Source organism: Billgrantia saliphila, assembly GCF_002930105.1.
Classification (GTDB): Bacteria; Pseudomonadota; Gammaproteobacteria; order Pseudomonadales; family Halomonadaceae; genus Halomonas; species Halomonas saliphila.
In genome coordinates this window covers 118,546-144,000 of record NZ_PJRN01000003.1, presented here as the reverse complement: position 1 = coordinate 144,000, position 25,455 = coordinate 118,546, and the positions used below count along the sequence as shown (strand labels likewise).

Genomic DNA, 25,455 nt, shown 5'->3' with positions numbered 1-25,455 from the left:
CCGCGAATCCAACCACTATAACCGCTCATCGCATAGAGGAGGCCTCGACATGCCCATGCTGACTCAGCTGCGTCAGGATCATGCCAATATGGCGCGCATGTTGCACGTCCTTCAGCTCAAGCAGAAAGCCCTGGCTGCCGGTGAACGGCCCAACTTCCAGCTCGTTCGGGAAGTGGTCGACTACATCCTCGGCTACATGGAAGATTTCACCGTACCGCTGGAGCGCGTCTGTTCGCAGCGCCTGCAGGAACTGGCGCCGGAGTGCCGGGACCTGACCGAGCGTCTGTCAAGCGACTATCAGGCCCTGCGCAAGCGCCTCAAGCGTTTGTCCGACGACATCGACATGATCCTGATGGATGCCGTGATCCCCATGGATCGCTTCGCCGATGACCTCCGGGCCTATCTCACCGCACATCGCAATTATCTGCGTGACGAACGTGAACTGCTGTTCCCGCTGCTCCGCGAGCATTTCGACGATCACGACATGGAGTTGCTGACCAGCGCGCTCCCCGATGGGGCCTCGGCCAAACTGGAGCGGCTCCAGGAGGCCTATCCCGAACTCTACGCCGAACTTCGCGAGACCCGAGCCCCCGAAACGGCGGCGTGACCCCCTCAAGACGAAGGCTTCAGGTCGCTCGGCTAGCTGCTAGAATGACGGCTTTTCCCGCAGCAGCCGAGCGATTCCCATGAGTGCCGTTTCGTCATGTCCGGCCCGATACTGATCTTCGATTCCGGCGTCGGCGGCCTGTCGGTCGTTGCGCCGATGCGCCAGCGGCTGCCCGATGCCGCGCTGGTCTATGCATGCGACAACGCCATGTTGCCGTACGGCACGCGTCCGGACGCCTGGTTGGTGGAGCGCATCCTCGCGGTGTGCGAAGCCGCTGTCTCCGTTAGCGGCTGCAGCGTGCTGGTGGTGGCCTGCAACACTGCCAGCACGCTGGCGCTGGATGCGCTGCGGGCACGACTGGCGGTCCCCGTGGTGGGTACCGTGCCGGCGATCAAGCCGGCCGCCGTCTTGAGCCGCAGCCGACATATCGGCTTGCTGGCGACCAGCGCCACCGTGTCGCGCCCCTACACCGACCGCCTGATCGAGGCGTTCGCCGCCGGTTGCCGAGTCACCCGAGTCGCTGCCGACCCGCTGGTCAGGGAGGCCGAGCGTGTACTGGCCGGCGATGCCCCGGACCCCGACGTGATCCGAGCGGTCACCGCGCCGCTATGGCAGCAGCAGGATCTCGATACCGTGGTGCTCGGCTGTACCCACTTCCCCCTTCTGAAAGAGCGAATTTCCGCCGCGGCCCCGCGAACGATCCAGCTGGTGGACTCAAGCGATGCCATCGCCAAGCGCACGGTTCAGGTGATGGGCGTGGCGGCACTGCGCCGGGAGAGAGACCGCTGCCTGGCAACGGGGCCCGATGCCCGGCTGGTGCGGGCCGTCGCCGCCTTCGATTTTGCTGAACCGCAGCTGCTGACGGTCGGCTGAATACCTTTTCCACCCACGCATGCGACAGGAGCCGCCGTGTCCATTCCCGTTGTCGAACCCGCTCGCTACGACGCGCAGCTCGAGGCCAAGCGTGAGCGCATCGTCCGCCAGTTCGAACGCTTCTCGCCGCCGGCATTGGAGGTCTTTCCCTCCCCCCCGAGCCACTATCGTCAACGCTGCGAGTTTCGCCTGTGGCACGAGGGCGATGATCTCTACTACGCCATGTTCGAGGTCGACCCCGACGATCCGAAGAAGAAGCGAGTGATTCGTCTCGACGACTATCCGGTGGCCAGTCGTCGCATCAACGAACTGATGCCGCGACTGCGCGAGGCGTTGCTCGAGAGCGATGTGCTGCGTCGGCGGCTGTTCCAGGTCGAATTCCTGACCACGCTGGCCGGCGAGGCGCTGGTCACCCTGATCTACCACCGCCCGCTGGATGACGCCTGGGAAAACGAGGCGCGGCGGCTGCAGAAGCGCCTGGACATTCTCGTTATCGGCCGCTCGCGCAAGCAGCGCCTGGTACTCGAACGCGACCACGTCTGGGAGCGCCTGGAGGTCGATGACCGCACGCTGCACTATCAGCAGGTTGAGAACAGCTTCACTCAACCCAATGCCGAGATCAGCCGCGCCATGCTGTCCTGGGCACGCGACGTGACGCGTGGCAGCCAGGCAAGCGACCTGGTCGAGCTCTATTGCGGCAACGGCAACTTCACCATCGCCCTGGCCGAGAACTTCCGCCGCGTGCTGGCCACCGAGATCTCGCGCACCTCGGTTGCCAGCGCGCGCGAGAACCTGACGGCCAATGACGTCGACAACGCCGAGGTCGGGCGCATGTCGGCGGAGGAATTCGCCGCTGCGCTGCGTGGCGACAAGGGTGGGCGTCGAGTGGCGGACATGGCGCTCGAGGACTACGACTTCTCCACCGTGCTGGTGGACCCGCCCCGCGCCGGTCTCGACGAGGTGAGCTGCCGCCAACTGAGCGAGTACCCACGAATCGTCTATATTTCATGCAACCCGGATACGTTGGAGCGCAACCTGGAGACCTTGTGCCGCACCCATCGGATCAACCGTTTCGCCCTGTTCGACCAGTTTCCCTGGACTCACCATTGCGAGTGCGGGGTGCTGCTGGAGAGGAAATTCGCCTGAGTCGTCGCTCGTCAGACCGTTTCATTTTCCCGTTCCGCGAGAAATGTCAAGTGACAAAACGTCGAGCCTCGATGCACAACCGACATGCTCCATGAGAAGACTGGCAAGTCGATGGGGTGCGGCGCGAGGCTACAGTAAGCTTCCCGTCACGTGGCCCCGGGCCACGCCGATTTTATTCCCAGGGCCGAGACGGGCCCCAGGCAGCCGAGGTGAGGGATGCAATACGAGACGATCGAAGTTGGCCGACAGGATATTCTCAAGCAGTTGCGCGAACGCCTGGACAGCCGACTGGAGAAGGAGCGGGCGGAAGAGGTGGAAGCCTTCGCCCGGCATTTCTACGCCACGGTGCCGTTGGAGGACCTGATCGACCGTCGGCTCGACGACCTCTACGGCGCCACTCTCTCGGTATGGCACTTCATCCAACACTTCGATCATGCCGAACCCAAGGTGAGGGTTTTCAATCCCGACTTCGAAGAACACGGCTGGCAGTCGTCGCATACCTTCGTTGCCGTGCTGCACGAGGACATGCCGTTCTTGGTCGACTCGGTGCGCATCGAGCTCAATCGTCGCGGGCTGACCGTGCACGCCATTCACAATGCCGTCCTGGCGGTGGAGCGCAATCGCAGCCATGAACTGGTACAGGTCTGCTCGCCGCGCGATACGCAAGCCCCGGAGAGCCGAGAGTCGCTGATCGCCATCGAGATCGATCGCCACTCCAACCCCGAGGTGCTGGCCGATATCGAGCGGTCGTTGCACGAGGTGCTGCGCGACGTGCGTATCGCCGTGGGCGATTACCAAGCGATGAGCGAGCGCGTGCAGCAAGCGATCGATGAGCTCAAGGCGGGCTGCCCCGAGCAGATCGAGGCCGGCGACCACGAGGAGGCCATCGCCTTTCTCGAATGGCTGCGGCGCGACAACTACACCTTTCTCGGCTACGACGCCTATACCGTCGAATCCGGCCCCGACGGCGACCGGCTGGCCAAGATGGAGGGCAGCGATCTCGGCGTGTTCCGCCTGGATCTGCCGCGCTATCAGGAGCGCATCCGCACCGAGCTCGGGATCGAGGGCAATCGCTTCGTGCTGGTACCTCAACTGCTCTCCTTCGCCAAGAGTGCCCACCATGCCCGGGTGCATCGGCCTACCTATCCCGACTACATCTCCGTCGACCGCTACGACAAGCAAGGGCGGGTGATCGGTGAGCATCGCTTCCTGGGCCTGTTCACCTCGAGCCTCTACAACGACTCGCCGCGCAACATTCCGTTGCTGCGACGTAAACTTCGCGCGGTGATGGAGATTGCCGGCTTCAACCCCAAGGGGCACAACGGCAAGCAGTTGCTGCAGATCCTCGAGGTCTACCCGCGCGACGACCTGTTCCAGATCGATACCCAAGAGCTCGCGCGCACGGCGCTCGGCATCCTCGACATTCGCGAGCGACGCCGGGTGCGCCTGTTCATCCGCACCGACCGCTCCGGGCGTTTCCATTCCTGCCTGGTGTTCGTGCCGCGCGACGTGTTCTCCACCGACCTGCGCGTGCGTATTCAGAACCTGCTGTGCGAAGAGCTCGACGCCACCTTCGGCGACTTCAACACCTATCTCTCAGAGTCGATTCTGGCGCGCATCCAGTTCATCCTGCGCTTCCGCGGAGAGACGCCCCGCGAGGTCGATCTCAAGCGTCTGGAAGCCAAGGTGGCCCAGCTCGCCCGGAGCTGGCGCGACGAGCTGCACGAGGCGCTGATCGAAGGCTACGGCGAGGAGCAGGCCAACCGGCTGATGGATCGCTTCCGCGACGCTTTCCCGGCCAGCTATCGAGATGACTTCGGCTCTCGCACGGCGGTCTTCGACCTGCAGTACCTGGCCGAGCTCGACGAGGGCGAGCCGCTGGCGCTGACACTCTATCGACTGGTCGAGGAGGAGGGCAGCGGGGTCAACCTCAAGCTGTTCCAGCGCGACCGCCCGATTCCGCTCTCCGACGTCCTACCGGTGATGGAGAACCTGGGGCTGCGTGTCATCGGCGAGCGCCCGTACGAGATCGATACGCCGGAAGTGCGCTACTGGCTGCACGACTTCGACCTGGAGCATCACACCACCACCGAGGTCAGCCTGCAGCAGATGCGCGAGCCATTCATCGAGGCGTTCAAGCGTATCTGGGGGGGCGAGGCCGAGAACGACGGCTTCAACCGGTTGGTGATCGCCGCCAACCTGGACTGGCGCGAAGTCGCCATGTTGCGCGGCTATGCGCGTTACCTGAAGCAGATCCGCTTCGGCATGTCCCAGGATTACATCGCCACCACGCTGACCAATTATCCCGAGATCACCCACGAGCTGGTCACCCTGTTTCGCATGCGCTTCGATCCGGCCCGGCGCCCCGAGGAGGGCGAGGTCGACGCCTGCGTGGAGCGCATCCATCGTCACCTCGAGGGTGTGGCCAGCCTCAACGACGATCAATTGATGCGCCGCTTCATGGAGCTGATCCAGGCCACGCTACGTACCAATTACTTCCAGCCCGGTGGCGACGGACGACCCAAGGACTACATCGCCTACAAGCTCGATCCTCGCCAGGTTACCGGCATACCCAAGCCGCGCCCGGCCTACGAGATCTTCGTCTGCTCGCCGCGCGTGGAAGGGGTGCACCTGCGCGGGGGCAAGGTGGCCCGCGGCGGCCTGCGCTGGTCCGACCGCCAGGAGGACTTCCGCACCGAGGTGCTGGGGCTGGTCAAGGCGCAGCAGGTCAAGAACGCCGTGATCGTGCCGGTGGGCGCCAAGGGCGGCTTCATCTGCAAACGCCTGCCCGAGGGCGGTGATCGCGACGCCATCCAGCAGGAAGGTATTGCCTGCTACAAGACCTTCATCCGCGCGCTGCTCGACGTCACCGACAACCTGGTCGCCGGGGAGGTGGTGCCGCCGCGGGACGTGGTCCGCCACGACGATGACGACGTCTACCTGGTGGTGGCTGCGGACAAGGGCACCGCGACCTTCTCCGACATCGCCAACGAGATCTCCGCCGAGTACGGCCACTGGCTGGGCGACGCCTTCGCTTCCGGCGGGGCCAACGGCTACGACCACAAGAAGATGGGCATCACCGCGCGCGGTGCCTGGGAATCGGTGAAGCGCCACTTCCGCAATCTCGGTCTCAACACGCAGCAGGAAGAATTCACTGTGCTCGGCATCGGCGACATGGCCGGTGACGTGTTCGGCAACGGCATGCTGCTATCCGACAAGATTCGCCTGGTTGGCGCCTTCAACCATTTGCATATCTTCGTCGACCCCAACCCCGATGCGGTCGCCACTTTTGCCGAGCGCGAAAGGATGTTCAAGCTGGCGCGCTCGAGCTGGGAGGATTTCGATGCCTCGCTGATCTCTGAAGGGGGCGGCGTGTTCAAGCGCAGCGCCAAGTCCATCCCGATCTCGCCGCAGATGAAGGAGACCTTCGGCATCGAGGAGGAGCGGCTCTCGCCCAACGACCTGATTCGCGCCATGCTCAAGTCGCACTATGACCTGTTGTGGAACGGTGGCATCGGTACCTACGTCAAGGCCGGCGACGAGACCGATGCCCAGGTCGGCGACAAGGCCAACGACGCGCTGCGCATCAACGGCTACGAGCTGAACTGCCGGGTGGTCGGCGAAGGCGGCAACCTGGGCCTGACCCAGCGCGGACGGATGGAAGCCGCCGCCAAGGGCGTGCTGGTCAACACCGACTTCATCGACAACGCCGGCGGGGTGAACTGCTCCGACCACGAGGTCAATATCAAGATCCTCATCGACGAAGTGGTCAAGCGCGGCGACATGACCGACAAGCAGCGCAATCAGCTGCTGGCGGACATGACCGAGGAGGTGGCCGACCTGGTCATTCTCGACAACTATCGCCAAACCCAGGCGCTCGACCTCTCGCTGAGGCTGTCGCGCTTCGGCATCGCGCCTTTCCGGCGTTTCATCAGCGAACTGGAGGCCGCCGGCCAGCTCGACCGGGAACTGGAGTTCCTGCCTTCTGACGAGGTGCTGCAGGAACGGGCCAACGCCGACCAGGGCATGACCCATCCGGAACTCTCGGTGCTCATCTCCTACGCCAAGAGCGTGCTCAAGGGCGACGTGTTGGCCTCGGACGTGCCCGACGACCCGTATATCCAGCAGTACGTGGAGCGGATCTTCCCGCGCGTGCTGGTCGAGCGTTTCCGCGACGAGATGTACGAACACCGCCTGAAGCGGGAAATCGTCACGACCCAAGTGGCCAACGACCTGGTCGATCACATGGGTATCGTCTTCGTGCGTCGGCTCATCGATTCCACCGGTGCCGATCCCGCCGACATCGCCCGCGCCTACATCGTTGCCCGCGACAGCTTCCAGCTCTCCACGCTGTGGGAGCGCATCGAGTTGCTGGACAATCAGGTGCCGAGCGAGGTGCAGTATTCGATGATGCTCGATCTGATGCGCTTGATCCGGCGCACCACGCGTTGGTTCCTGCGCCAGCGTCTGGGGCTCTCGACGCGGGACGCGATCGAATACTTCGCTCCGCGTGTCGCCCAGCTGCAGGAGGATATCGGCGAACTGCTGCGCGGCGAGGAGCACAGCCGCTGGGAGCACAAGCGCGACGAGCTACTCGACGCCGGTGTGCCCGAAGAGCTGGCCGCCACGGTAGCGGCATCGGGCAGCCTGTACGGGGCGCTCGGTATCATCCAGGCGGCACGCCAGACCGACGAGAAACCGCAGCGCGTGGCCGAGGTGTTCTTCGAAATCGGCAACCGCCTCGAGCTGCCCTGGATGATCCAGCAGGTGAGCGAGCTACACGTGCGCGACAGCTGGCAAGCTCAGGCCCGCGAGACCTTCCGCGACGACATCGATCGCCAGCAGCTGGCGCTGACCATCAGCGTGCTCAAATCCGAGGTCGGGCGTGAAGCCGATGAGCGGGTCGACAACTGGTTGTCGACGCACGCCTCGCTGCACGACCGCTGGTGTCGCCTGCTCGCCGAGGTGCATAGCGGCGGTACTCAGGCGAGCTTCCCGCTATTCGCCGTGGCGGTGCGCGAGCTGGTTGATCTGGCCGAGAGCAACGGCGAGACCTGATCGCGCGAAGCAGCATATGCGATAGACGAACCCCGCCGATGGCGGGGTTCGTCGTTTTGGCTTCGCGGCGCTGGTATAATCCGCCCGCCTCGTTGCCAGCCAACCGCCAGGAGTTGCCATGTACGCGCTTGCCCGCTCGATCCTGTTTCGCCTCGATGCCGAAACCGCCCATGGGGTTGCGCTCTCGGCCCTGGACCTGGCGCATCGGCTGAAACTGTCGGGGCGGTTCGCCGCCGCGCGGGTCGACGATCCCGTGGAGCTGATGGGGCTGCGTTTTCCCAACCGGGTGGGCCTGGCTGCGGGGCTGGACAAGAACGCCGATCACCTCGATGCGCTGGGAGCGCTCGGCTTCGGTTTCGTCGAGGTCGGTACCGTCACGCCCAAGCCCCAGGACGGCAACCCCAGGCCGCGCCTGTTTCGTCTGCCGGAGCGCGGCGCGATCATCAATCGCATGGGCTTCAACAACGCCGGTGTCGACCACCTGGTCGAACGGGTGAAGGCGGCGCATTTCGACGGCATCGTCGGCATTAATATCGGCAAGAACCTCACCACGCCGGTGGAGAATGCCGTCGATGACTACCTGGCCTGCCTGGAGAAAGTGCACGCCCACGCCGATTACGTGACGGTCAACATCTCCTCGCCCAACACCCCGGGGCTGCGCAATTTGCAATTCGGCGAACATCTCGACACTCTGCTGGGCGCCCTGCGCGAGGCGGGTAGCCGCTTGGACCAGGCTACGGGGCGGCGGGTGCCGCTGGCCGTCAAGATCGCCCCCGACATGAGCGCTGAGGAAGTGGGGTTGGTGGCAGAGAGCATCGCCGGGAGCGGGATCGACGCGGTGATCGCTACCAACACCACCGTCTCGCGCGACGCCGTGGCCGGGTTGCCTCATGCCGACGAGGCGGGCGGACTCTCGGGGCGGCCGGTGTTCGAGGCGTCCAACACGGTGATACGCGAGCTACGCCAACGCCTGTCGGGGCTGCCGATCATCGGCGTGGGGGGTATCGACAGCGGCGAGGCGGCAGTGGCCAAGCTCGAGGCGGGCGCCGACCTGGTGCAGCTCTACTCGGGCTTCATCTATCGCGGACCCGCGCTGGTCGACGGGTGTGCCCGCGCGATCAGGGCCGCGTCAGGCAAGTCGCGAGGCGGCTTGTGAGGAAACTTGGCGAGCGCTGGCGTCGGGAGGGCTAAACAAGAAAGCCCGTGCATGCACGGGCTTAGCTCAACTGCGCCATCTTGTCGATGACGGAGGGACGTTGATGAGTGGCGGGTTCGTTACAACACCATGGGGTTCTTGTGAATGCCGGAGACGCCGGTCATGCCGGCCCATTGGTCGCCTCGACCTTCACGCCAACCACTCATCCAGTATTCACGTATGTTGACATCCTGACTGGGACAGTCGTCGCGGGAGCGCCCGGAAATTCCGGCCTTGTAGCCATGGACATAGGCGCGTTGGTAGCGATCACGTTTCTGTCTTTTCATCGGATGACCTCTTTAAAAGGTACCAATTGGGGACGCACGACATGCGCATCCCGGCGTTCCACCGTTCGTTCGCCAGCCGTACCCAGTCCATTACGACGGCAGAGCGAGGTCATGCGGGGCATAAGGGCCCGCGAAGTGAACGCATGCGTCTTTCCAGTAGCTACCATGACTAGTCTTAGCCCATCATGGGGCTCATTGTCGACCCATGTTTCGTCATAAGACCGAGACAAATTTGTAACGAAAGGAATATGCCCGCCGTACGGGCGGGCACGACCCATGAACGAGCCATTTCAACATCGCACCCTGACCTTCCTGGCCACCTGTCCGAAGGGGCTGGAAGAGCTGCTTGCCGACGAGCTGCGCGCGCTCGGCGCCGAGCCGCATAAGACCACCGTGGCCGGTGTGCATTTCCAGGCCGACCTGGCGGCGGCCTACCGCGCTTGCCTGTGGTCGCGGCTGGCCAATCGCATCGTGCTCAGCCTGCTGCGCGAGGAGGGCATCGAGCGCCCCGAGGCGCTGCTGCTCGCGGTGTCGGGCGTCGACTGGACGCGCCACCTGCGGCCCGGCGCCACCCTGGCGGTGGACTTTCATGGTCGCAGCGAGCAGATTCGTCATACCCGGTTCGGTGCTCAGACCGTCAAGGACGGGGTGATCGATGCCTTGCAGGCGGCCGGCCAGGCGCGTCCGAGTGTCGATCTGGAGCGTCCCGACCTGCGTCTCTACGCCCATCTGCACCGGGGGCGGCTGACCCTGGGCGTGGACCTCTCGGGTGAGAGTCTCCATCGGCGTGGCTATCGCCGCGATGTGGGCCATGCCCCGCTCAAGGAGAACCTGGCGGCGGCCCTCTTGATCCGTGCCGGCTGGCCGCAGCGCCTGCGCGACGGCGAGGCGCTGGTCGATCCGCTGTGTGGCGCGGGCACCCTGCTGATCGAGGCGGCGCTGATGGCCGCCGATATGGCGCCCAACCTTAATCGGGGGCGTTTCGGCTTCCATGGCTGGGCACAGCACGACGAGGCGCTGTGGGCCGAACTCAAGCGCGAGGCCGAGGCGCGCGCCAGCATCGGGCGCAAACGCTGTCGCAACCGCCTGTATGGCTTCGACGAGAGCCCGCCGGCGCTGGCTGCCGCGAAGTCGAATGCCATGCGCGCCGGCATTCCGGCACTGATCGAGTTCTCGGGGGCTTCGCTCAACCAGTTGCAGCGGCCGGCCGAGCTGGACGATAAGACGCGCGGGCTGATCGTCACCAACCCGCCCTACGGCGAACGCCTGGGGGAGTTGCCTGAACTTGTGACGCTCTACGGCGCGTTGGGCGAGGGTGTGCGCCATGCCTTTCCCGGCTGGCGCCTCGCGGTGTTCACCGCCAACCCGGATCTGGGTCACCGCATCGGGCTGCGCGCCGACAAGCAGTATTCGCTGAGAAACGGGCCACTGGAGGCCAAGCTGCTGCTGATGGATGTGCCAGCTACCGGTGAGGTGCGAGCCACGGGCGAGCGAGAAACGCCGGCCGCATCGCGCAGCGAAGGGGCGCAGATGTTCGCCAATCGCCTGGAGAAGAACCGCAAGCGGCTGAAGAAATGGCTCAAACAGAGCGGCGAAACCTGCTATCGGCTCTACGACGCCGACATGCCGGAGTATGCGCTGGCGGTAGATGTCTATGACGGTCGCGTACACGTGCAAGAGTATGCGCCGCCGCGCTCGATCAACCCCGCCCAGGCGCAGAAGCGGCTGTACGATGCCCTGCAGGTGATTCCCGAGGTGCTTGGCGTCGATGCCGGCCAGGTGGTGATCAAGCGACGCGAGAAGCAGAGCGGCAAGGCGCAGTACGTCAAGCAGGCCGCCACCGGTGAGCGCTTTCAGGTACGCGAGGGGCGAGCCCGGCTATGGGTCAACCTGCGCGACTACCTCGATACCGGGCTGTTTCTCGATCATCGCCCGGTGCGCCGCATGCTTGCCGAGATGGCGCCCGGCAAGCGCTTCCTCAACCTGTTCTGCTACACCGCGGCGGCCACCGTGCAGGCGGCGTTGGGCACCGAGGAGGCCGGCGGGACCAGTGACAGCGTCAGCGTGGATCTGTCCAACACCTACCTGGAGTGGGCGCGCGACAACTTCGCCCTGAACGGGCTCGACCCGGCGCGGCATCGCGTGGTGCGCGACGATTGCCTGCGCTGGCTGGAGACCGCCTCGGCGCAGTTCGACCTGATCTTCCTCGATCCGCCGACTTTCTCCAATTCGAAGAGGATGGAGGGAACCCTGGACGTGCAGCGCGACCATGTCCGCCTGGTCGAGCTGGCCATGGCGCGGCTGGCCCCGGGCGGCATCCTGGTGTTCTCCAACAACCAGCGGCGCTTCAACATCGACGCGGGGCTGGTCGAACGCTTCGCCATCGAGGACATCTCGGCGCGCACCTTCGACCCCGACTTCCAGCGTCGCCCCGATATTCATCACGTGTTCCTGATTCGCCACCGGGAGGCCGCATGACGCATCTGACGCTCTACACCACCCTGGGCTGTCACTTGTGCGAACGGCTCGAGGCGCTGCTGTCGCAGCTGCACCGCGGCGAGCTCAAGCTGAGCAGGGTTGAGATCAGCGAAGACGACGACCTGATGGCACGCTACGGGGTGCGCATCCCGGTACTGGTCGACGAGGCGGGGGAGGAACTCGACATGGGCTTCGAGGCGCCGCGCCTGGCGGCCTGGCTGGCCGAGCGAGACCGGCTCGACGAGGCTGCCTGGCAGCAGCTGAAGACTGGCGAACCAGAACCCCGGGACCTAAGGGAAGAGGAGGGTGGAGCGCCTGCACGGCGGCCAAGCGGGCGACGGTACTTGCTTTAGAGAAGTACTGCAGTGTTTCCCTAGGCGTTGTCCAGCAGGGAAAGCTGCCGTACGGCAGCCCGTCCCTCGTCGCTCTCGGCGTCCACCTCGAGCACCTTGTGCAGTCCGCGGGACGATTGAATGGTGGCCTCGTCGCCGAGCCACATCATCGCCTGATCGTGATCGTCGGCCAGCCTATGTTTCAGCCCACCGAACTGGGTGCCGATCTGCCCCCAGGCGCGGCTGAAGATCCAGTCGCCGAACATGTCCTGGTGGATATGCACCAGCACGTAGTCATGGTCACTTTCCCAGCGGACGATCACGAAGGCTCCCACAAGCGTCAGGCGCCGCCCCGGGCGGCGCGAAGAATCGGGTCGCGGTATTGTAAGGCATCGAGCCGGCTGGACAAGCCATGGCCGAGGGTTCGCGGGATGCCGGCTTCATGAGCACACCGCGTGCATGGAACACTGCATGGAGAGGGAATCAGCGTGAAGATACTGGTCGATGCCAACGTGCCGGGAGCAGAGGCCTGTTTCGGCCCGCTGGGCGAACTCGTCCGGTTGCCAGGGCGCGAGATCGATGCCGCGGCGCTGGCGGATATCGATATCCTGGTCATTCGCTCCATTACCCGGCTGGATGCGGCGACGCTCGACGCGGCCAGGGCGCTGGGATCGCCGCTGCGCTTCGTCGGTACCTGCACCATCGGTACCGACCACGTCGACCAGGCGGCGCTGGCACGACACGGCATCAGTTTTGCCAGTGCGCCGGGCTGCAACGCCGAGGCGGTGGTCGACTACGTGCTGGGCAGCCTGCTCACCCTGGCCGAACGCCAGGGCTGGCGGCTCGCCGAGCGGCGTATCGGCATCGTCGGGGTGGGCAACGTGGGTGGGCGGTTGCGGGCTCGTCTCGCCGCCATGGGTCTCGACTGCCTGGCCTGCGATCCGCCCCGGGCTGAGGCGGAAGGCGGCGAAGGCTACGACGACCTCGACACCTTGGTCGAGAAGTGCGACGTGCTCTGCCTGCATACGCCGCTCGTTCGCCAAGGCCCGCATGCCACCCATCATTTGTTGAATGCGCCGCGCATCGCCCGGCTGACCCCCGGCACGGTGCTGCTCAACGCCGGGCGCGGCGACTGCGTCGACGGCCGGGCTCTGGGGCAGCGCCTGGCGAACGCGGGCGACATCAGCGTTATTCTCGACGTCTGGGAGAACGAACCGGACATCGACCCGACCCTGCGCGGTCTCGCGGAGCTGGCCACGCCGCACATCGCCGGCCATAGCCTCGACGGCAAGCTGCGCGGCACTCACCAAGTCTACACGGCGCTGTCACGCTGTCTGGGGCTTCCGGCGCGGCTCGCCCTGACCGACCTGCTGCCGGCTCCGCCCGTGTCGCTGCTGGCGCTACAGGGCGGGCTGGCGCCGGAGGAGGCGCTGCGGCTCTGCCTGCGCACGGTCTACGACGTGCGTCGCGACCATGACAGCTTGTTGCGCGAGAGCCATCGGCAGGGCATGGCCAAGGGCTTCGACGCCTGCCGAGCGAATTACCCGCTGCGTCGGGAATTCTCGACGCTCGCGGTCGAGCTGGGTCACGATGGCCAGGCCTTGTCGACATGGCTGCAGAGCGCGGGGCTGAGGCTGAGCGTGAGGTGAAGCTCAATGAGAAGGGCCCGTCATCCGACGGGCCCTTTCTGGTATACAGCACCGGGTTCACAGCAGCCGGGCTTACCGGTAAGCGGCTTCCTTCAAGGCCCGAATCCGGTCGTCCAGCGGCGGGTGGCTGGCGAACAGGCGTTCCATGATCTTGCGCGTCTGGCCGGCATTGATACCGAAGGCGGTCAGGGTTTCCGGCATCTGGTTGGGCATGTCGCTCTCGGCCTTGAGCCGCGCCAGGGCATTGATCATCGCGCCGCTGCCGGCGAGCTGGGCCCCCGCGGCATCGGCACGGTACTCGCGAAAGCGCGAGAACCACGCCACGATGGCCGAGGCTACCAGGCCGAACACGATCTCGGCGACGATCACCACGGCGAAGTAGCCCATGAAGCCGAGTCCGCCCTGGCCGTCGCTGCGAGAGCGCAGGAAGTTGTCCACCAGATGCGCCACCACCCTCGCGAAGAACATCACGAAGGTATTTACCACGCCCTGGATCAGTGCCAGGGTGACCATGTCGCCATTGGCCACGTGGCCGATCTCGTGGGCCAGCACCGCGCGCACTTCCTCCGGGCGCATGCGATTGAGCAGCCCCGCGGAGACGGCCACCAGGGCGTCGTCCTTATTCCAGCCGGTGGCGAAGGCGTTGGATTGCTGTGCGGGGAAGATGCCCACTTCCGGCATCTTGATCCCGGCCTGCTGCGAGAGTTCGGCCACGGTATCGAGCAGCCACTTCTCGGTGGCGTTGCTCGGCTGCTCGATCACCACCGTGCCGGTGGAGCGCTTGGCCATCCACTTGGAGATGAACAGCGAGATCATCGAACCGGCCATGCCGAAGATGAAGCAGAAGATCAGCAGGGCGTTGAAGTTCATGCCCTGCTCGGTCAGGTAACCCTCCACTCCGAGCAGGCGCAGCGTGATGCTGGCGACGATAATCACCGCCAGGTTGGTGCCCAGGAAGAGCAATATTCGCATCATCGTCGGAAAACTCCGGTCGTCATGAGAGTCGGGGGCCGTGGAAGCTCGGCCTGTAATCTGCTGATTAGATACGGCTCGTTAAGGGAGGTTTCAAGGGCATAACGTCATTTCGGCTCGCGGCGGCGTCTCTGGCGGTTCATTGGCGATAGCGCGACAGGAAGTGAGCGAAGCGATCCAGGGCGTCGCCGAGCTGGTCGGCCCAGGGCAGGGTGACGATGCGCACGTGGTCCGGCTCCGGCCAGTTGAAGGCCGTGCCCTGCACCAACAGGATCTTCTCCTGCAACAGCAGGTCGAGCACCAGTTTCTGGTCGTCCTGGATGGGATAGACCTTGGGGTCGAGCCGCGGGAAGGCGTAGAGCGCACCCTTGGCCTTGGTGCACGACACCCCTGGGATGGCGTTGAGCTTCTCGTAGGTGATGTCGCGCTGGGCCAACAGCCGCCCACCCGGCAGGATCAGGTCGTTGATCGACTGATAGCCGCCCAGCGCTGTCTGGATGGCGTGCTGGGCCGGCACGTTGGCGCACAGGCGCATCGAGGCGAGCATGTTGATACCCTGTACGTAGTCGCGTGCGCGCTGCATGGCGACGCTGCCGGAGAGGATCATCCAGCCGGAGCGGAAGCCGGCGCAGCGGTAGCTCTTGGACAGCCCGTTCATGGTCACCACCAGCTGGTCCTCGTCGGCCAGGGCGGCGGTGGAGACGTGCTCGGTGCCGTCGTACAAGATCTTGTCGTAGATTTCGTCGGAGAACACCACCAGGTCGTGCTCGCGAGCCACCTCTAGCATCTCGCGCACCACTTCGGGCGGGTAGACCGCGCCGGTGGGGTTGTTGGGGTTGATGATCACCAGGGCTCGGGTATGGCTGGTCACTTTGGAGCGCAGATCGGCGATGTCCGGCGCCCAATCGGCCTGCTCATCGCAGCGGTAGTGCACTCCGCGTCCGCCGGCGAGGTTGGCGGCGGCAGTCCACAGAGGGTAGTCGGGAGCGGGAATCAGCACTTCGTCGCCGTCATTGAGCAGCGCCTGCAGCGCCATCACGATCAGCTCGGAGACGCCGTTGCCGATGAAGATGTCCTCAATGCCGACGCCCGGAATCTCCTTGCGCTGGCACTCCTGCATGATCGCCTTGCGTGCCGAATAGAGCCCCTTGGAATCGCAGTAACCCTGAGCGGTGGGCAAGTTGCGCATCACGTCCTGGAGGATTTCCTCGGGCGCTTCGAAGCCAAATGGCGCCGGGTTGCCGATGTTGAGCTTGAGGATGCGCTGGCCTTCGTCTTCCAGCCGCTTGGCGTGCTCGAGCACGGGGCCGCGGATGTCGTAGCAGACGTTGTCGAGCTTATGCGATTTCCTGAATAGGGAGGGCGTGTCCATGGAGATGTCCGAATTCCTGTGATGTCCGGTGGCTCCGGTCAGGCGGGTTGCCGGAGCTCGTTGATTATGCGGGCTCGGCGCCTTCGCCGCTATCGCCATCAGCCGCAGCCGATGCGGTATCTTCAACGGCTTCGGGGGCGGGCACGTCGGCCGGGGTCTCCAGCGTCAGGCGGCCGAGCTTGCCGTCGCGTAATTCATGCAGCAGCACCTCGGCACCGCGGTGCAGATCCACCTCGCCGCCGGGGCGCAGGCCGCCGCGACGGCTGGCGATCTCGCTGAGAATCGCATGGCCGTCGAAGCCGGCCACGGCCAGCAGGTCGATGCGCTGGGGGCCGTCAGCCTCGACCCGTTCGGCCTCGGGATGGGGGATATAGCGCGGCAGCTCGCCGAGCTTGTAGCGCTCCTGTAGCGCCTCGGGGTAGCGGCGGGCCAGCTCGGCGGCGGTGACCACCGCCACGTCGACATAGTCGATGGCGGTGTCGCGAATGGCGCCGGTGGCGGCCAGGCGATAGGCGCTGGCCTGATCCTCGATCTTGGGCCACAGCACTCCGGGAGTGTCGATCAGCGCCACGCGGCCCTGGATGCGCACCTTCTGCTGACGCTTGGTCACCGCCGGCTCGTTGCCGGTCTTGGCGATGGCCTTACCGGCCAGGCCGTTGATCAGGGTCGACTTGCCCACGTTGGGAATGCCCATGACCATTACACGCACGTCTCGATCGGCGCGCACTTGCCCAGCCAGCTCATGGCACAGCTTGGGAATGCGCTTGAGTTCTCGGGCGTTGGTGGTGGTCACGGCCAGCGCGCGGGTATCGGGCAGCGAATCGAAATGCGCCACCCATTCACGGGTGCGCTCCGGGTCGGCCAGGTCGGCTCGCGAGAGAACCTTGAGCACCGGCTTATGGCGCGTCAGTCCGGCAAGCATGGGGTTGGCACTGGAGTAGGGCAGGCGGGCGTCGAGCACTTCGATCGCCACGTCGATTTCCGGCAGCGCCTCCTGAATCTGGCGGCGCGCCTTGTTCATGTGTCCCGGATACCAGCCGAGCATGTGCCACTCCTGCAAACGTACGAGGCCGCCCATCATAGCAGAAGGGCGGCCTTGGCAGGGCAGAGGGCGGGCTATTCGCCGGGGTGGAACGAGATGGCCACCGAGTTGATGCAGTAGCGCAGTCCGGTGGTCTGAGGCGGGCCGTCGGGGAAAACGTGACCCAGGTGGGCGTCACAGTGTGCGCAAACCACCTCGGTGCGGCGCATGCCGTGTGATTCGTCGAAGCGCTCCTCCACCGCGGCCTGGCCGAGAGGTCGGTCGAAGCTCGGCCAGCCGCAGTGGGCCTCGAACTTGTGCTCGTTCTCGAACAGCGGGGCATTGCAGCAGACGCAGTGGTAGATACCGTGCTCGTTGCTGACCTGGTAGTCGCCGGAGAAGGGCGGCTCGGTGCCCTGCTGTCGCGTCACGCGGTACTGCTCCGGGGTGAGCTGGGTGCGCCATTCGGCGTCGCTCTTCTCGATCTTCTTGCGCATGGCCTCTCTCCTGCTGATGCGACTCGTCATCTGACACCGAAAGTCTGGCTGCTTTCCATTCCTTCGGCCAACCCAGGCCGACTGTTGACAGCCCCGAGGGGCTTGAGTAACATTCGCGCCACCTCGTTGAGGCGAGAGCGAGACGGCTGCGTCCCATTCGTCTAGTGGTCCAGGACACCGCCCTTTCACGGCGGGAACAGGGGTTCGAACCCCCTATGGGACGCCACTCGTTTTCACCTTCAGCAAGGTACCGGAGTGCGGGAATAGCTCAGTGGTAGAGCATCGCCTTGCCAAGGCGAGGGTCGGGAGTTCGAATCTCCTTTCCCGCTCCAAATCCTGCTTCGGCAGGTGAGCAGGTCAAGGTGAGGGTCGGGAGCTGGTGCGCCAGCCCGGCGACGGCAGCCCCGTCGATCTCCTTTCCCGCTCCAGCTGCGTCCCATTCGTCTAGTGGTCTAGGACACCGCCCTTTCACGGCGGGAACAGGGGTTCGAACCCCCTATGGGACGCCATTTTCCGGTTGCAGCAGCGATAGCGGTTGCGTCAGTGATAGCATAGACTGTCGTGCATGCGGGAATAGCTCAGTGGTAGAGCATCGCCTTGCCAAGGCGAGGGTCGGGAGTTCGAATCTCCTTTCCCGCTCCAAATCCTGCTTCGGCAGGTGAGCAGGTCAAGGTGAGGGTCGGGAGCTGGTGCGCCAGCCCGGTCGATCTCCTTTCCCGCTCCATCATCTTTTCAGGTGATGTTGTCATGCCTGTCTTTTGCGTCCCATTCGTCTAGTGGCCTAGGACACCGCCCTTTCACGGCGGGAACAGGGGTTCGAACCCCCTATGGGACGCCACCTCGACGTACCGTGTCGATAAGCGGGAATAGCTCAGTGGTAGAGCATCGCCTTGCCAAGGCGAGGGTCGGGAGTTCGAATCTCCTTTCCCGCTCCATTTCCTTATCCATTTTCCAGGGTGCCATGGCTCGGGTCGTGATCTGGTGCGCCAGCCCGGTCGATCTCCTTTCCCGCTCCATTTCCTTATCCATTTTCCAGGGTGCCATGGCTCGGGTCGTGATCTGGTGCGCCAGCCCGGTCGATCTCCTTTCCCGCTCCATTTCCTTATCCGTTTTCCAGGGTGCCATGGCTCGGGTCGTGATCTGGTGCGCCAGCCCGGTCGATCTCCTTTCCCGCTCCATTTTCTCCCCCAAAAAAATTTGCTTACCTTGCCCATGGGCGAGGTCACGCTGCGTTTTTCCTGGGTCAGGCTTGAAAAATTCCTTCGCGCCCTAATGTCCTGAACTCGTTTTCCATCTAAACCAAGGATGTCCCATGGCCGAACCGGCGCTGTCGATCCGTGGCCTGACCAAGGTCTACGGCAACGGCTTTCACGCCCTGAAGGGCATCGATCTCGACGTCGAGCAGGGCGATTTCTTCGCCCTGCTGGGCCCCAACGGGGCCGGCAAGTCCACCACGCTGGGCGTCGTGTGCTCTCTGGTACAGAAAACCGCCGGCGCGGTCTCGATCTTCGGCATCGACATCGACCGAGACTTCGCACGCGCCAAGTATCACCTGGGCGTGGTGCCGCAGGAATTCAACTTCAACCAGTTCGAGAAGGTGATCGACATCGTGCTGGCGCAGGCGGGCTACTACGGCATGCCGCGGCGCGAGGCGCTGCCCCGTGCCGAAACGCTGCTCAAGGACCTCGGCCTGTGGGACAAGCGTAACGGCAGCGCGCGCATGCTCTCCGGCGGCATGAAGCGCCGCCTGATGATCGCCCGCGCGCTGATGCATCGGCCCAAGCTATTGATTCTCGACGAGCCCACTGCCGGGGTCGATATCGAGCTGCGTCGCAGCATGTGGGAATACATGCGCCGCATCAATCGCGACGAGGGCACCACCATCATTCTCACCACCCACTATCTCGAGGAAGCCGAGAGCCTGTGTCGCAACGTGGCGATCATCAACCACGGCGAGATCGTGCGTAACACCAGCGTGCGCGGCCTGCTGGCCGAACTCGATACCGAGACCTTCCTGCTCGACCTGGCTCATCCGGTAGAAGATGCGCCGGCGATCGAGGGCTTCGAGGTAAGGCAGGTGGACAGTGCCCAGCTTGCCGTGGTGGTGCACCGCGGCCAGCGCCTTAATGATGTATTCACCGCCCTGGGCGAGCGCGGCATCGAGGTCGTCTCCATGCGCAACCGGGCCAACCGGCTGGAGGAGATGTTCGTTTCCATGGTGGAGGAGGGGAATCGCGCCAATCCGGTCAAGAAGGCGGAGGTGAGTCAATGAATCCCACTCAGGTCGCCATCGCTCTCTGGACCGTGGTGTACAAGGAGGTCAAGCGCTTCACGCGCATCTGGCCGCAGACCCTGCTGCCGCCATCGATCACCATGACCATGTACTTCATCATCTTCGGCAGCCTGATCGGCTCGCGTATCGGCGAGATGGATGGCTTCAGCTACATGGACTTCATCGTGCCCGGGCTGATCATGATGGCGGTGATCACCAACAGCTACTCCAACGTGGCCTCATCGTTCTTCTCCAACAAGTTCCAGCGCAGCGTGGAGGAGATGATGGTCTCGCCGATGCCCAACTGGGTGATCCTCGCCGGTTTCGTGCTCGGCGGCATGGCCCGCGGCCTGGGTGTTGGGCTGATCGTCACTATCGTGTCGCTGTTCTTCACCCGCCTCAGCGTGGCGCATCCGTTGCTGACCGTGGGCGTGGTGGTCCTCACCGCGGCGCTGTTCTCCATCGGTGGTTTCATCAATGCGCTGCTGGCCGACAAGTTCGATGACGTCTCCATCGTTCCGACCTTCGTGCTGACGCCGCTGACCTACCTGGGCGGGGTGTTCTACTCGATCTCGCTGTTGCCGCCGTTCTGGCAGGGCGCTTCGCTGCTCAACCCGATCCTGTACATGGTCAATGTATTCCGTCACGGCTTCCTGGGGGTTTCCGACATCCCGGTAGGCTGGGCGTTGGCCGCCATCGTCGCTTTCATCGTCGTGCTCTTTGGCATCGCCCTGTGGATGCTGGAGCAGGGCAAAGGTATCCGATCATGAGTCATCATCGTCCCGATACGCTCGAACATGCCCCGCTGGGGCGCGAGTCCGCCTACCCCGAGCACTACGATGCCGGGCTGCTCTATCCCATTCCCCGCGCCGCCAATCGTGCGCCGCTGGGCATCGAGGAGGGCAAGCTGCCTTTCATCGGCGAGGATGAGTGGCACGCCTTCGAGATCAGCTGGCTCAACGCCCGCGGCAAGCCGCTGGTAGCTGTGGCGCGCTTCCGGCTGCCGGCCGAGTCGCCCAACCTGATCGAGTCGAAGTCATGGAAGCTCTATCTCAACGGCTTCAATCAGACCCGCTTCGAAAGCCGCGAGCAGGTGATCGACGTGCTCGAGCGCGACCTGGCCCAGGCGGCCGGGGCGCCGGTCACGGTGGAATTGTTCGGCGTCGATGACGAAGCGCTCGCTGCGTGCCGGTTGCCCGGCGAGTGCCTCGACGAGCTCGATGTCGAGATCGACGACTACACGCCCAGCGCCGAGCACCTGCGGGTGGGGGAGGAGATCGTCGAAGAGACGCTCTACTCGCACCTGCTCAAGTCCAACTGTCCGGTGACCGGCCAGCCCGACTGGGGCAGCGTGCTGATCCGCTACCGTGGCCCCAAACTCGACCGCGAGGGCCTGCTGCGCTACCTGATCGGTTATCGCCAACATCAGGACTTCCACGAACACTGCGTGGAGCACATCTTCACCGACCTGATGGCCCGCGCTCGCCCCGAGCGGCTACTGGTGCTGGCGCGCTACGTGCGTCGCGGCGGGCTCGACATCAGCCCCTGGCGTGCCACGCCCGGCGAACGGCCGCCGGAGCCCCTGCGCTTGGCGAGACAGTAAGCCCCGGCACGACAGTCTTCGCAGCAACTGGTAAAGTTTGATCGATCTTTGTCGAAGACTTAGAGGAAACGCTGAACAAATCGGCGAGCGAAATGAAGCACAAGGCGCACGGAGCGCAGCACCGAGCGAAGCGACAAACACCCGCAGGATGGCCCCGAAGGGGCGAGAAGCCGTAGGCTTCGAGTCTACCGGAGCATATGGGGTATATGTGATGATTCCGACGGTCCGCCGCTTCGGCACCGCGCAACGCAGTGATTCGCGCGCGCAGACATTTGTGCAGTGTTTCCTTAACAAGGGAAACCGTATGGACGCAATTACCCTATTGCACCAGCGTAGTTCGATGGGCAAGTTGACCGGCCCGGCACCCAGCCCCGAGCAGATGGAGGCGATCTATCGGGCGGCCCTGCGTGCGCCGGATCACAAGGAGCTGCGCCCGTGGCGCTTCATCGAGTTCTCCGGCGAAGGCCTCGAACGTCTGGGGGAACTCTTCGCCGAAGCCGAATATCGTGAAGACCCCAGCATCGAGGACGCCGAGCTGGATGCGGTGCGCAAGAAGCCGTTGCGCGCCCCCATGATCATCGCGGTGATCGCCAAGGTGGCTCCCGATGTGCCCAAGGTGCCGAAGATCGAGCAGGTGCTCTCCGCTGGCTGTGCCGCTCACGGTATCCTGCTCGCCGCCCACGCCCAAGGGCTCGGTGCCATGTGGCGCAGCGGCAAGTACGCCTTCGACCCCACCGTGCGCAAGGGGCTCGGCCTGGAAGAGGAAGACGAATTGATCGCCTTCATCTACCTCGGTCAGCTCGGCGGGCGCCACAAGTCGATCGCCGAGCATCGTATCAGCGATTTCGTCGAACGCTGGGCCTGAAGCCATGCGTAAAGTCGGCGTTCCCCATCCGCGCCTGCCGCTGCCCGACCCCGGCCAGAGAGACGATCTGCAGGTCTTTCTCGCCTGGCTCGGCGACGCCATCCCCATGGTCGAGCACCTGGGCATACAAAAGATGCGTCGGGAAGGGGAGCGGTTGGTCTGGGAGCTCGCGCTTGCGCCCAATCTCAACGACAAGGGCACTGGCTTCGGCGGCGCACTCACCGCCCAGACCACGCTGCTGGGCTGGTGCTGGACCACCCTCTGGCTGCGCGAGCGCGGCTACGTCCGCGACGTGGTGGTGGCCGAGGCCGGTCAGTGCTTCCTGGCTCCCGTTACCGGCGACTACCGTCTGACCTGCGAACCCGAAAGCGGGCGGGGGCCCGAGACGCTTGCCGAGCGCCTGGCGAGCCGGGGGCGTGGCCGTATCGGCCTGGCGCAGCAGCTCTGGTGCGGCGATACCCTATGCCTGGAAGCCCGCGGCGACTACGCCGTGCTGCCTGCCGGCTGATCCTCGAAGCCGAAACCGGCTTGCAAACGCATACTTAAGCCGTTAGACTTTGCGCCGTTCTGACGCACAAGGCATAGCCAAAAGGCGTGAGGACCACAATGTGGAGGGGTGTCCGAGTGGTCGAAGGAGCACGCCTGGAAAGTGTGTAAGTCGAAAGGCTTCGAGGGTTCGAATCCCTCCCCCTCCGCCACAGCATTTTAAAGGGAAATCAAGCGGTGAGCTCGATTTCCCTTTGTCGTTTCTGGCCTTTGGGAGCGGTTTTGAGAACAAAGCTGTGAACGCTTAAAGATTCAGGATTCTCAACCTTTTGCGGAACATTCTGCCCAGCGATTCGAATCCACCTTCCAAGCGACGCTGAATCAAGCTGATCTATAGGGTATTGCCAGGTTGTGGGTCAAGAGCGACGTGTCGTCTGCCAAAAATATCTTGATAGACCACCTCGATTTGAAGGCTTTTCTTCTCTGTTTCCTCTTTGATAGCCCCCACGTTTGGCCGGCTCTCGTTGAAGAATCGAAATTCAACAAGGCGGATCGTTTCATCTCTACCTATTGGGTAACCTCTCTGGTACTCATAATTACGCGTTACCACAAGAGGGGCTCCGGAAGTATCTCCTATCGTGTGGATGGCCTCTTCACATGCTTCCTTTAATATCCCTTCAAACTTTTTTCCCCCAAGAAAAATGTTTATTTCCTGGAGCAGTGCAGGACCCAGCCCGCTATTCGTCAAAGTAACCATTCCGGGCCTAACACCTGGAAAGTGAAAGTCACTCTTTACTATCGGCGTATTTTCCTGCCTATGCGCTTTTTGTGATGAGCGCCATTGGCCAAGGGCGGCTGCTGCGATAACGAAGGTGAGAAGGGACGAAAACAACGAAATCCAGTTATCGACAGTGAAGCTTTGCCAAAAACCTTGATTTGCGGTGGCTGGGACAATGAGCAAGGTGTCCATCGGTTTCTCCTTTCTGTTCAGAACACCTTGCCCGAAAACGCCCGCACTGGGAAAGTGCTGTCACTCCAGTTACTTCTTTTTCTTCATAAATGGGAACACTTTACCCATTGCGTCAGCGAGCACTTGGTCGAGCGGTTTATGATGCAGGCTCACAGCGGCTCTGGCTGCGGTATATGTCCCTTTGTATTCCTGAGCTATTTCGCTATCCGTCATGCTGTCAGGTAGCTGCTCTTTTTTCCGTATTGCGTCGATGACGGCCTTGTCCATGTCGCCCTCCTTAGAAGCCACTGGCACTTCGAGCATAGTGCAGAATCGCCTTGGCTGCGGAAGGCCAACAGCGCCCGACCAGGTGGGTCGGGCCGTGAACGGGGTGAAGTGTTTACACCACGCCCTGGTCGATCATGGCATCCGCCACCTTGCGGAAGCCGGCGATGTTCGCACCAAGCACCAGGTTGGTGGGATCGTCGAATTCCTCAGCCGTGCTGGCACATTGTCGGTGAATATCCGCCATGATGGTTTGCAACTTGGTATCGACCTTTTCCAGTGACCACTGTTGCATGCTGCTGTTCTGCGCCATCTCTAACTGACTGGTGGCGACACCACCGGCATTGGCGGCCTTGCCGGGGCCATAGGCGATCTTGGCTCCAAGGAAGCGGTCCACGGCTGTTGCGGTGGAGGCCATGTTCGAGCCTTCGCTGATGCAGTGCACGCCGTTCTGCAGCAATGCGATGGCATCCGCTTCGGTCACTTCGTTCTGGGTGGCGCTGGGGAAGGCGACGTCACCCTTGAAACGCCACACGGCATGGCCGTCGGAAGGGTAGTCACGGGCATCGATGTAGTGTGCCTCGGGGTGGTGCTCGACATACTCACGCAAGGAGGCGCGCTTGACTTCTTTGAGCAGCTTGAGCGTATCGAGGTCGATGCCTTCCGGATGGTGGATCGTTCCGCGCGAGTCCGAGCAGGTTACGGGGCGGGCGCCGAGCTGATAGAGCTTCTCGATGGTATAGATGGCCACATTGCCCGCCCCCGACACCAGGCAGGTCTTGCCCGCGATGCTGTCACTGCGTGCTTCGAGCATGTTCTGGGCAAAGTAGACTGCGCCGTAGCCAGTGGCTTCCTTGCGACCGAGCGAGCCGCCCCAGTTGAGGCCCTTTCCGGTGAAGACTCCTTCGTAGCGTCCCGTGAGGCGCTTGTACTGGCCATAGAGGTAGCCGATTTCACGTGCCCCTACGCCGATATCCCCTGCCGGAACGTCGATGGTTGGGCCAATGTGGCGGTATAACTCGTTCATGAAAGACTGGCAGAAGCGCATGATCTCACCGTCGGATTTACCCTTCGGGTCGAAGTTGGAGCCGCCTTTGCCTCCCCCTATGGGCAAGCCGGTCAAGGCGTTCTTGAAGATCTGCTCGAAGCCAAGGAACTTGACGATGCTGGCGTTGACGCTGGGATGGAAGCGCAAGCCACCCTTGTACGGCCCCAGTGCCGAATTGAACTGGATTCGATAACCCTTGTTGACTTGAACCTTGCCGGCATCGTCGACCCAGCAGACCCGAAACAGAATCTGCCGCTCCGGCTCAACAATGCGCTCGATGATACTGTGCTGATGGTAACGCGGAACGGTTTCGAGCAGTGGTCGCAGGCATTCGAGGACTTCCTCGGCGGCCTGATAGAACTCTCCCTGAGCCGGGCTGCTCTTCCGGAGTCCTTCCAGAGTGTCGTGTACGTACGTCATATGGCGTGGCCTAAGATTAATTGGGTTCGCTCACTATACT

General features: G+C 63.6%; 22 protein-coding genes and 7 tRNA genes. 20 read left to right on the top strand and 9 right to left on the bottom strand.

From position 1 onward, the window contains the following. Positions 1 to 55 precede the first annotated feature (55 nt). The 5 genes from CYJ07_RS04380 to CYJ07_RS04360 all read left to right on the top strand — a co-directional run bounded on the left by CYJ07_RS04380 (position 56) and on the right by CYJ07_RS04360 (position 8,840). Positions 56 to 607 carry a hemerythrin domain-containing protein gene (locus tag CYJ07_RS04380; RefSeq protein WP_104202635.1) on the top strand — a complete coding sequence of 184 codons (552 nt, stop codon included), beginning with the start codon at positions 56 to 58 and terminating at the stop codon, positions 605 to 607. A 96-nt stretch (positions 608 to 703) separates the two neighbouring features. Then, positions 704 to 1,480: a glutamate racemase gene (gene murI, locus CYJ07_RS04375; protein WP_104202466.1), complete on the top strand. Its 777-nt coding sequence runs from the start codon at positions 704 to 706 to the stop codon at positions 1,478 to 1,480. Between the two features lie 36 nt (positions 1,481 to 1,516). Further along, positions 1,517 to 2,626, top strand: a complete 1,110-nt coding sequence (trmA, locus tag CYJ07_RS04370; RefSeq protein WP_104202465.1) for a tRNA (uridine(54)-C5)-methyltransferase TrmA — start codon at positions 1,517 to 1,519, stop codon at positions 2,624 to 2,626. 216 nt (positions 2,627 to 2,842) lie between these two features. Further along, entirely contained in the window at positions 2,843 to 7,684 is a 4,842-nt protein-coding gene (locus CYJ07_RS04365; protein ID WP_104202464.1) for an NAD-glutamate dehydrogenase, read from the top strand. Positions 7,685 to 7,802: 118 nt separating this feature from the next. After that, entirely contained in the window at positions 7,803 to 8,840 is a 1,038-nt protein-coding gene (locus CYJ07_RS04360) for a quinone-dependent dihydroorotate dehydrogenase (RefSeq protein ID WP_104202463.1), read from the top strand. Positions 8,841 to 8,959: 119 nt separating this feature from the next. Here CYJ07_RS04360 and rmf read toward each other — a convergent pair whose 3' ends face one another. Next, a complete protein-coding gene (gene rmf / locus CYJ07_RS04355; protein WP_104202462.1) occupies positions 8,960 to 9,166 on the bottom strand; it encodes a ribosome modulation factor in 207 nt (68 codons plus the stop codon). Between the two features lie 276 nt (positions 9,167 to 9,442). On the opposite strand from rmf, the gene rlmKL reads away from it, so the two are divergent. Continuing rightward, positions 9,443 to 11,644 (top strand): bifunctional 23S rRNA (guanine(2069)-N(7))-methyltransferase RlmK/23S rRNA (guanine(2445)-N(2))-methyltransferase RlmL, encoded by a 2,202-nt coding sequence (gene rlmKL / locus CYJ07_RS04350; RefSeq protein ID WP_104202461.1) that lies wholly within the window; start codon positions 9,443 to 9,445, stop codon positions 11,642 to 11,644. Beyond that, complete coding sequence (locus CYJ07_RS04345; protein ID WP_104202460.1) at positions 11,641 to 11,997, top strand: glutaredoxin family protein; 357 nt, start codon at positions 11,641 to 11,643, stop codon at positions 11,995 to 11,997. The genes rlmKL and CYJ07_RS04345 overlap by 4 nt, the downstream gene beginning before the upstream one ends. Positions 11,998 to 12,017: 20 nt before the next feature. On the opposite strand, the gene CYJ07_RS04340 is transcribed toward CYJ07_RS04345, so the two are convergent. Continuing rightward, positions 12,018 to 12,299: a hypothetical protein gene (locus CYJ07_RS04340; protein ID WP_104202459.1), complete on the bottom strand. Its 282-nt coding sequence runs from the start codon at positions 12,297 to 12,299 to the stop codon at positions 12,018 to 12,020. 165 nt (positions 12,300 to 12,464) lie between these two features. Here CYJ07_RS04340 and pdxB point away from each other — a divergent pair, with 165 nt between their 5' ends. Beyond that, positions 12,465 to 13,625, top strand: a complete 1,161-nt coding sequence (pdxB, locus tag CYJ07_RS04335; RefSeq protein ID WP_104202458.1) for a 4-phosphoerythronate dehydrogenase PdxB — start codon at positions 12,465 to 12,467, stop codon at positions 13,623 to 13,625. Positions 13,626 to 13,697: 72 nt separating this feature from the next. On the opposite strand, the gene htpX is transcribed toward pdxB, so the two are convergent. The 4 genes from htpX to msrB all read right to left on the bottom strand — a co-directional run bounded on the left by htpX (position 13,698) and on the right by msrB (position 17,487). Continuing rightward, entirely contained in the window at positions 13,698 to 14,600 is a 903-nt protein-coding gene (gene htpX, locus CYJ07_RS04330) for a protease HtpX (protein ID WP_104202457.1), read from the bottom strand. Between the two features lie 136 nt (positions 14,601 to 14,736). Continuing rightward, positions 14,737 to 15,969, bottom strand: a complete 1,233-nt coding sequence (locus CYJ07_RS04325) for a pyridoxal phosphate-dependent aminotransferase (protein WP_104202456.1) — start codon at positions 15,967 to 15,969, stop codon at positions 14,737 to 14,739. A 64-nt stretch (positions 15,970 to 16,033) separates the two neighbouring features. After that, on the bottom strand, positions 16,034 to 17,014 hold the full coding sequence (gene ylqF / locus CYJ07_RS04320) for a ribosome biogenesis GTPase YlqF (RefSeq protein WP_104202455.1): 981 nt from the start codon (positions 17,012 to 17,014) through the stop codon (positions 16,034 to 16,036). Positions 17,015 to 17,085: 71 nt separating this feature from the next. Further along, the gene (msrB, locus tag CYJ07_RS04315; RefSeq protein WP_104202454.1) at positions 17,086 to 17,487 is read right to left on the bottom strand and encodes a peptide-methionine (R)-S-oxide reductase MsrB; all 402 of its coding nucleotides are present in this window, start codon (positions 17,485 to 17,487) and stop codon (positions 17,086 to 17,088) included. Positions 17,488 to 17,637: 150 nt separating this feature from the next. Between msrB and CYJ07_RS04310 the strand changes: the two genes are divergently transcribed. The 12 genes from CYJ07_RS04310 to CYJ07_RS04255 all read left to right on the top strand — a co-directional run bounded on the left by CYJ07_RS04310 (position 17,638) and on the right by CYJ07_RS04255 (position 22,925). Next, positions 17,638 to 17,713, top strand: a tRNA-Glu gene (locus CYJ07_RS04310). A 31-nt stretch (positions 17,714 to 17,744) separates the two neighbouring features. Continuing rightward, positions 17,745 to 17,819 (top strand) — tRNA-Gly (locus CYJ07_RS04305). Between the two features lie 101 nt (positions 17,820 to 17,920). Continuing rightward, positions 17,921 to 17,996: transfer RNA gene (locus CYJ07_RS04300), tRNA-Glu, on the top strand. 58 nt (positions 17,997 to 18,054) lie between these two features. After that, positions 18,055 to 18,129 (top strand) — tRNA-Gly (locus tag CYJ07_RS04295). Between the two features lie 120 nt (positions 18,130 to 18,249). After that, positions 18,250 to 18,325: transfer RNA gene (locus CYJ07_RS04290), tRNA-Glu, on the top strand. Between the two features lie 22 nt (positions 18,326 to 18,347). Continuing rightward, a tRNA-Gly gene (locus CYJ07_RS04285) sits at positions 18,348 to 18,422 on the top strand. A gap of 377 nt (positions 18,423 to 18,799) precedes the next feature. Next, positions 18,800 to 19,759 carry an ABC transporter ATP-binding protein gene (locus tag CYJ07_RS04280; RefSeq protein WP_104202453.1) on the top strand — a complete coding sequence of 320 codons (960 nt, stop codon included), beginning with the start codon at positions 18,800 to 18,802 and terminating at the stop codon, positions 19,757 to 19,759. Further along, positions 19,756 to 20,529, top strand: a complete 774-nt coding sequence (locus CYJ07_RS04275) for an ABC transporter permease (RefSeq protein ID WP_104202452.1) — start codon at positions 19,756 to 19,758, stop codon at positions 20,527 to 20,529. Before CYJ07_RS04280 ends, CYJ07_RS04275 begins: the two co-directional genes overlap by 4 nt. Further along, complete coding sequence (gene queF, locus CYJ07_RS04270; protein ID WP_104202451.1) at positions 20,526 to 21,362, top strand: NADPH-dependent 7-cyano-7-deazaguanine reductase QueF; 837 nt, start codon at positions 20,526 to 20,528, stop codon at positions 21,360 to 21,362. Before CYJ07_RS04275 ends, queF begins: the two co-directional genes overlap by 4 nt. Positions 21,363 to 21,666: 304 nt before the next feature. Continuing rightward, positions 21,667 to 22,227: a nitroreductase family protein gene (locus CYJ07_RS04265; protein ID WP_104202450.1), complete on the top strand. Its 561-nt coding sequence runs from the start codon at positions 21,667 to 21,669 to the stop codon at positions 22,225 to 22,227. Between the two features lie 4 nt (positions 22,228 to 22,231). After that, complete coding sequence (locus CYJ07_RS04260; RefSeq protein ID WP_104202449.1) at positions 22,232 to 22,735, top strand: YiiD C-terminal domain-containing protein; 504 nt, start codon at positions 22,232 to 22,234, stop codon at positions 22,733 to 22,735. A gap of 102 nt (positions 22,736 to 22,837) precedes the next feature. Then, positions 22,838 to 22,925: transfer RNA gene (locus tag CYJ07_RS04255), tRNA-Ser, on the top strand. Between the two features lie 179 nt (positions 22,926 to 23,104). Here the strand turns inward: CYJ07_RS04255 and CYJ07_RS04250 are convergent. The 3 genes from CYJ07_RS04250 to gdhA form a co-directional block, all read right to left on the bottom strand. Continuing rightward, positions 23,105 to 23,683, bottom strand: coding sequence for a hypothetical protein (locus CYJ07_RS04250; RefSeq protein WP_104202448.1), 579 nt, complete (start codon positions 23,681 to 23,683; stop codon positions 23,105 to 23,107). 69 nt (positions 23,684 to 23,752) lie between these two features. Then, positions 23,753 to 23,950 (bottom strand): hypothetical protein, encoded by a 198-nt coding sequence (locus CYJ07_RS04245; RefSeq protein WP_104202447.1) that lies wholly within the window; start codon positions 23,948 to 23,950, stop codon positions 23,753 to 23,755. Positions 23,951 to 24,062: 112 nt separating this feature from the next. Further along, entirely contained in the window at positions 24,063 to 25,415 is a 1,353-nt protein-coding gene (gene gdhA, locus CYJ07_RS04240) for an NADP-specific glutamate dehydrogenase (RefSeq protein WP_104202446.1), read from the bottom strand. Positions 25,416 to 25,455: the final 40 nt, after the last annotated feature.

What these genes read in the sequence shown, in the direction of transcription:
- ylqF (WP_104202455.1), bottom strand. Translation starts at nt 17,014, where the DNA reads ATGCTCGGCTGGTATCCGGGACACATGAACAAGGCGCGCCGCCAGATT.
- queF (WP_104202451.1), top strand. Translation starts at nt 20,526, where the DNA reads ATGAGTCATCATCGTCCCGATACGCTCGAACATGCCCCGCTGGGGCGC.
- CYJ07_RS04250 (WP_104202448.1), bottom strand. Translation starts at nt 23,683, where the DNA reads ATGGACACCTTGCTCATTGTCCCAGCCACCGCAAATCAAGGTTTTTGG.
- CYJ07_RS04380 (WP_104202635.1), top strand. Translation starts at nt 56, where the DNA reads ATGCTGACTCAGCTGCGTCAGGATCATGCCAATATGGCGCGCATGTTG.
- CYJ07_RS04260 (WP_104202449.1), top strand. Translation starts at nt 22,232, where the DNA reads ATGCGTAAAGTCGGCGTTCCCCATCCGCGCCTGCCGCTGCCCGACCCC.
- htpX (WP_104202457.1), bottom strand. Translation starts at nt 14,600, where the DNA reads ATGATGCGAATATTGCTCTTCCTGGGCACCAACCTGGCGGTGATTATC.
- rmf (WP_104202462.1), bottom strand. Translation starts at nt 9,166, where the DNA reads ATGAAAAGACAGAAACGTGATCGCTACCAACGCGCCTATGTCCATGGC.
- CYJ07_RS04265 (WP_104202450.1), top strand. Translation starts at nt 21,667, where the DNA reads ATGGACGCAATTACCCTATTGCACCAGCGTAGTTCGATGGGCAAGTTG.
- murI (WP_104202466.1), top strand. Translation starts at nt 704, where the DNA reads ATGTCCGGCCCGATACTGATCTTCGATTCCGGCGTCGGCGGCCTGTCG.
- msrB (WP_104202454.1), bottom strand. Translation starts at nt 17,487, where the DNA reads ATGCGCAAGAAGATCGAGAAGAGCGACGCCGAATGGCGCACCCAGCTC.
- CYJ07_RS04360 (WP_104202463.1), top strand. Translation starts at nt 7,803, where the DNA reads ATGTACGCGCTTGCCCGCTCGATCCTGTTTCGCCTCGATGCCGAAACC.
- rlmKL (WP_104202461.1), top strand. Translation starts at nt 9,443, where the DNA reads ATGAACGAGCCATTTCAACATCGCACCCTGACCTTCCTGGCCACCTGT.
- gdhA (WP_104202446.1), bottom strand. Translation starts at nt 25,415, where the DNA reads ATGACGTACGTACACGACACTCTGGAAGGACTCCGGAAGAGCAGCCCG.
- CYJ07_RS04345 (WP_104202460.1), top strand. Translation starts at nt 11,641, where the DNA reads ATGACGCATCTGACGCTCTACACCACCCTGGGCTGTCACTTGTGCGAA.
- CYJ07_RS04325 (WP_104202456.1), bottom strand. Translation starts at nt 15,969, where the DNA reads ATGGACACGCCCTCCCTATTCAGGAAATCGCATAAGCTCGACAACGTC.
- CYJ07_RS04275 (WP_104202452.1), top strand. Translation starts at nt 19,756, where the DNA reads ATGAATCCCACTCAGGTCGCCATCGCTCTCTGGACCGTGGTGTACAAG.
- CYJ07_RS04280 (WP_104202453.1), top strand. Translation starts at nt 18,800, where the DNA reads ATGGCCGAACCGGCGCTGTCGATCCGTGGCCTGACCAAGGTCTACGGC.
- CYJ07_RS04365 (WP_104202464.1), top strand. Translation starts at nt 2,843, where the DNA reads ATGCAATACGAGACGATCGAAGTTGGCCGACAGGATATTCTCAAGCAG.
- CYJ07_RS04245 (WP_104202447.1), bottom strand. Translation starts at nt 23,950, where the DNA reads ATGGACAAGGCCGTCATCGACGCAATACGGAAAAAAGAGCAGCTACCT.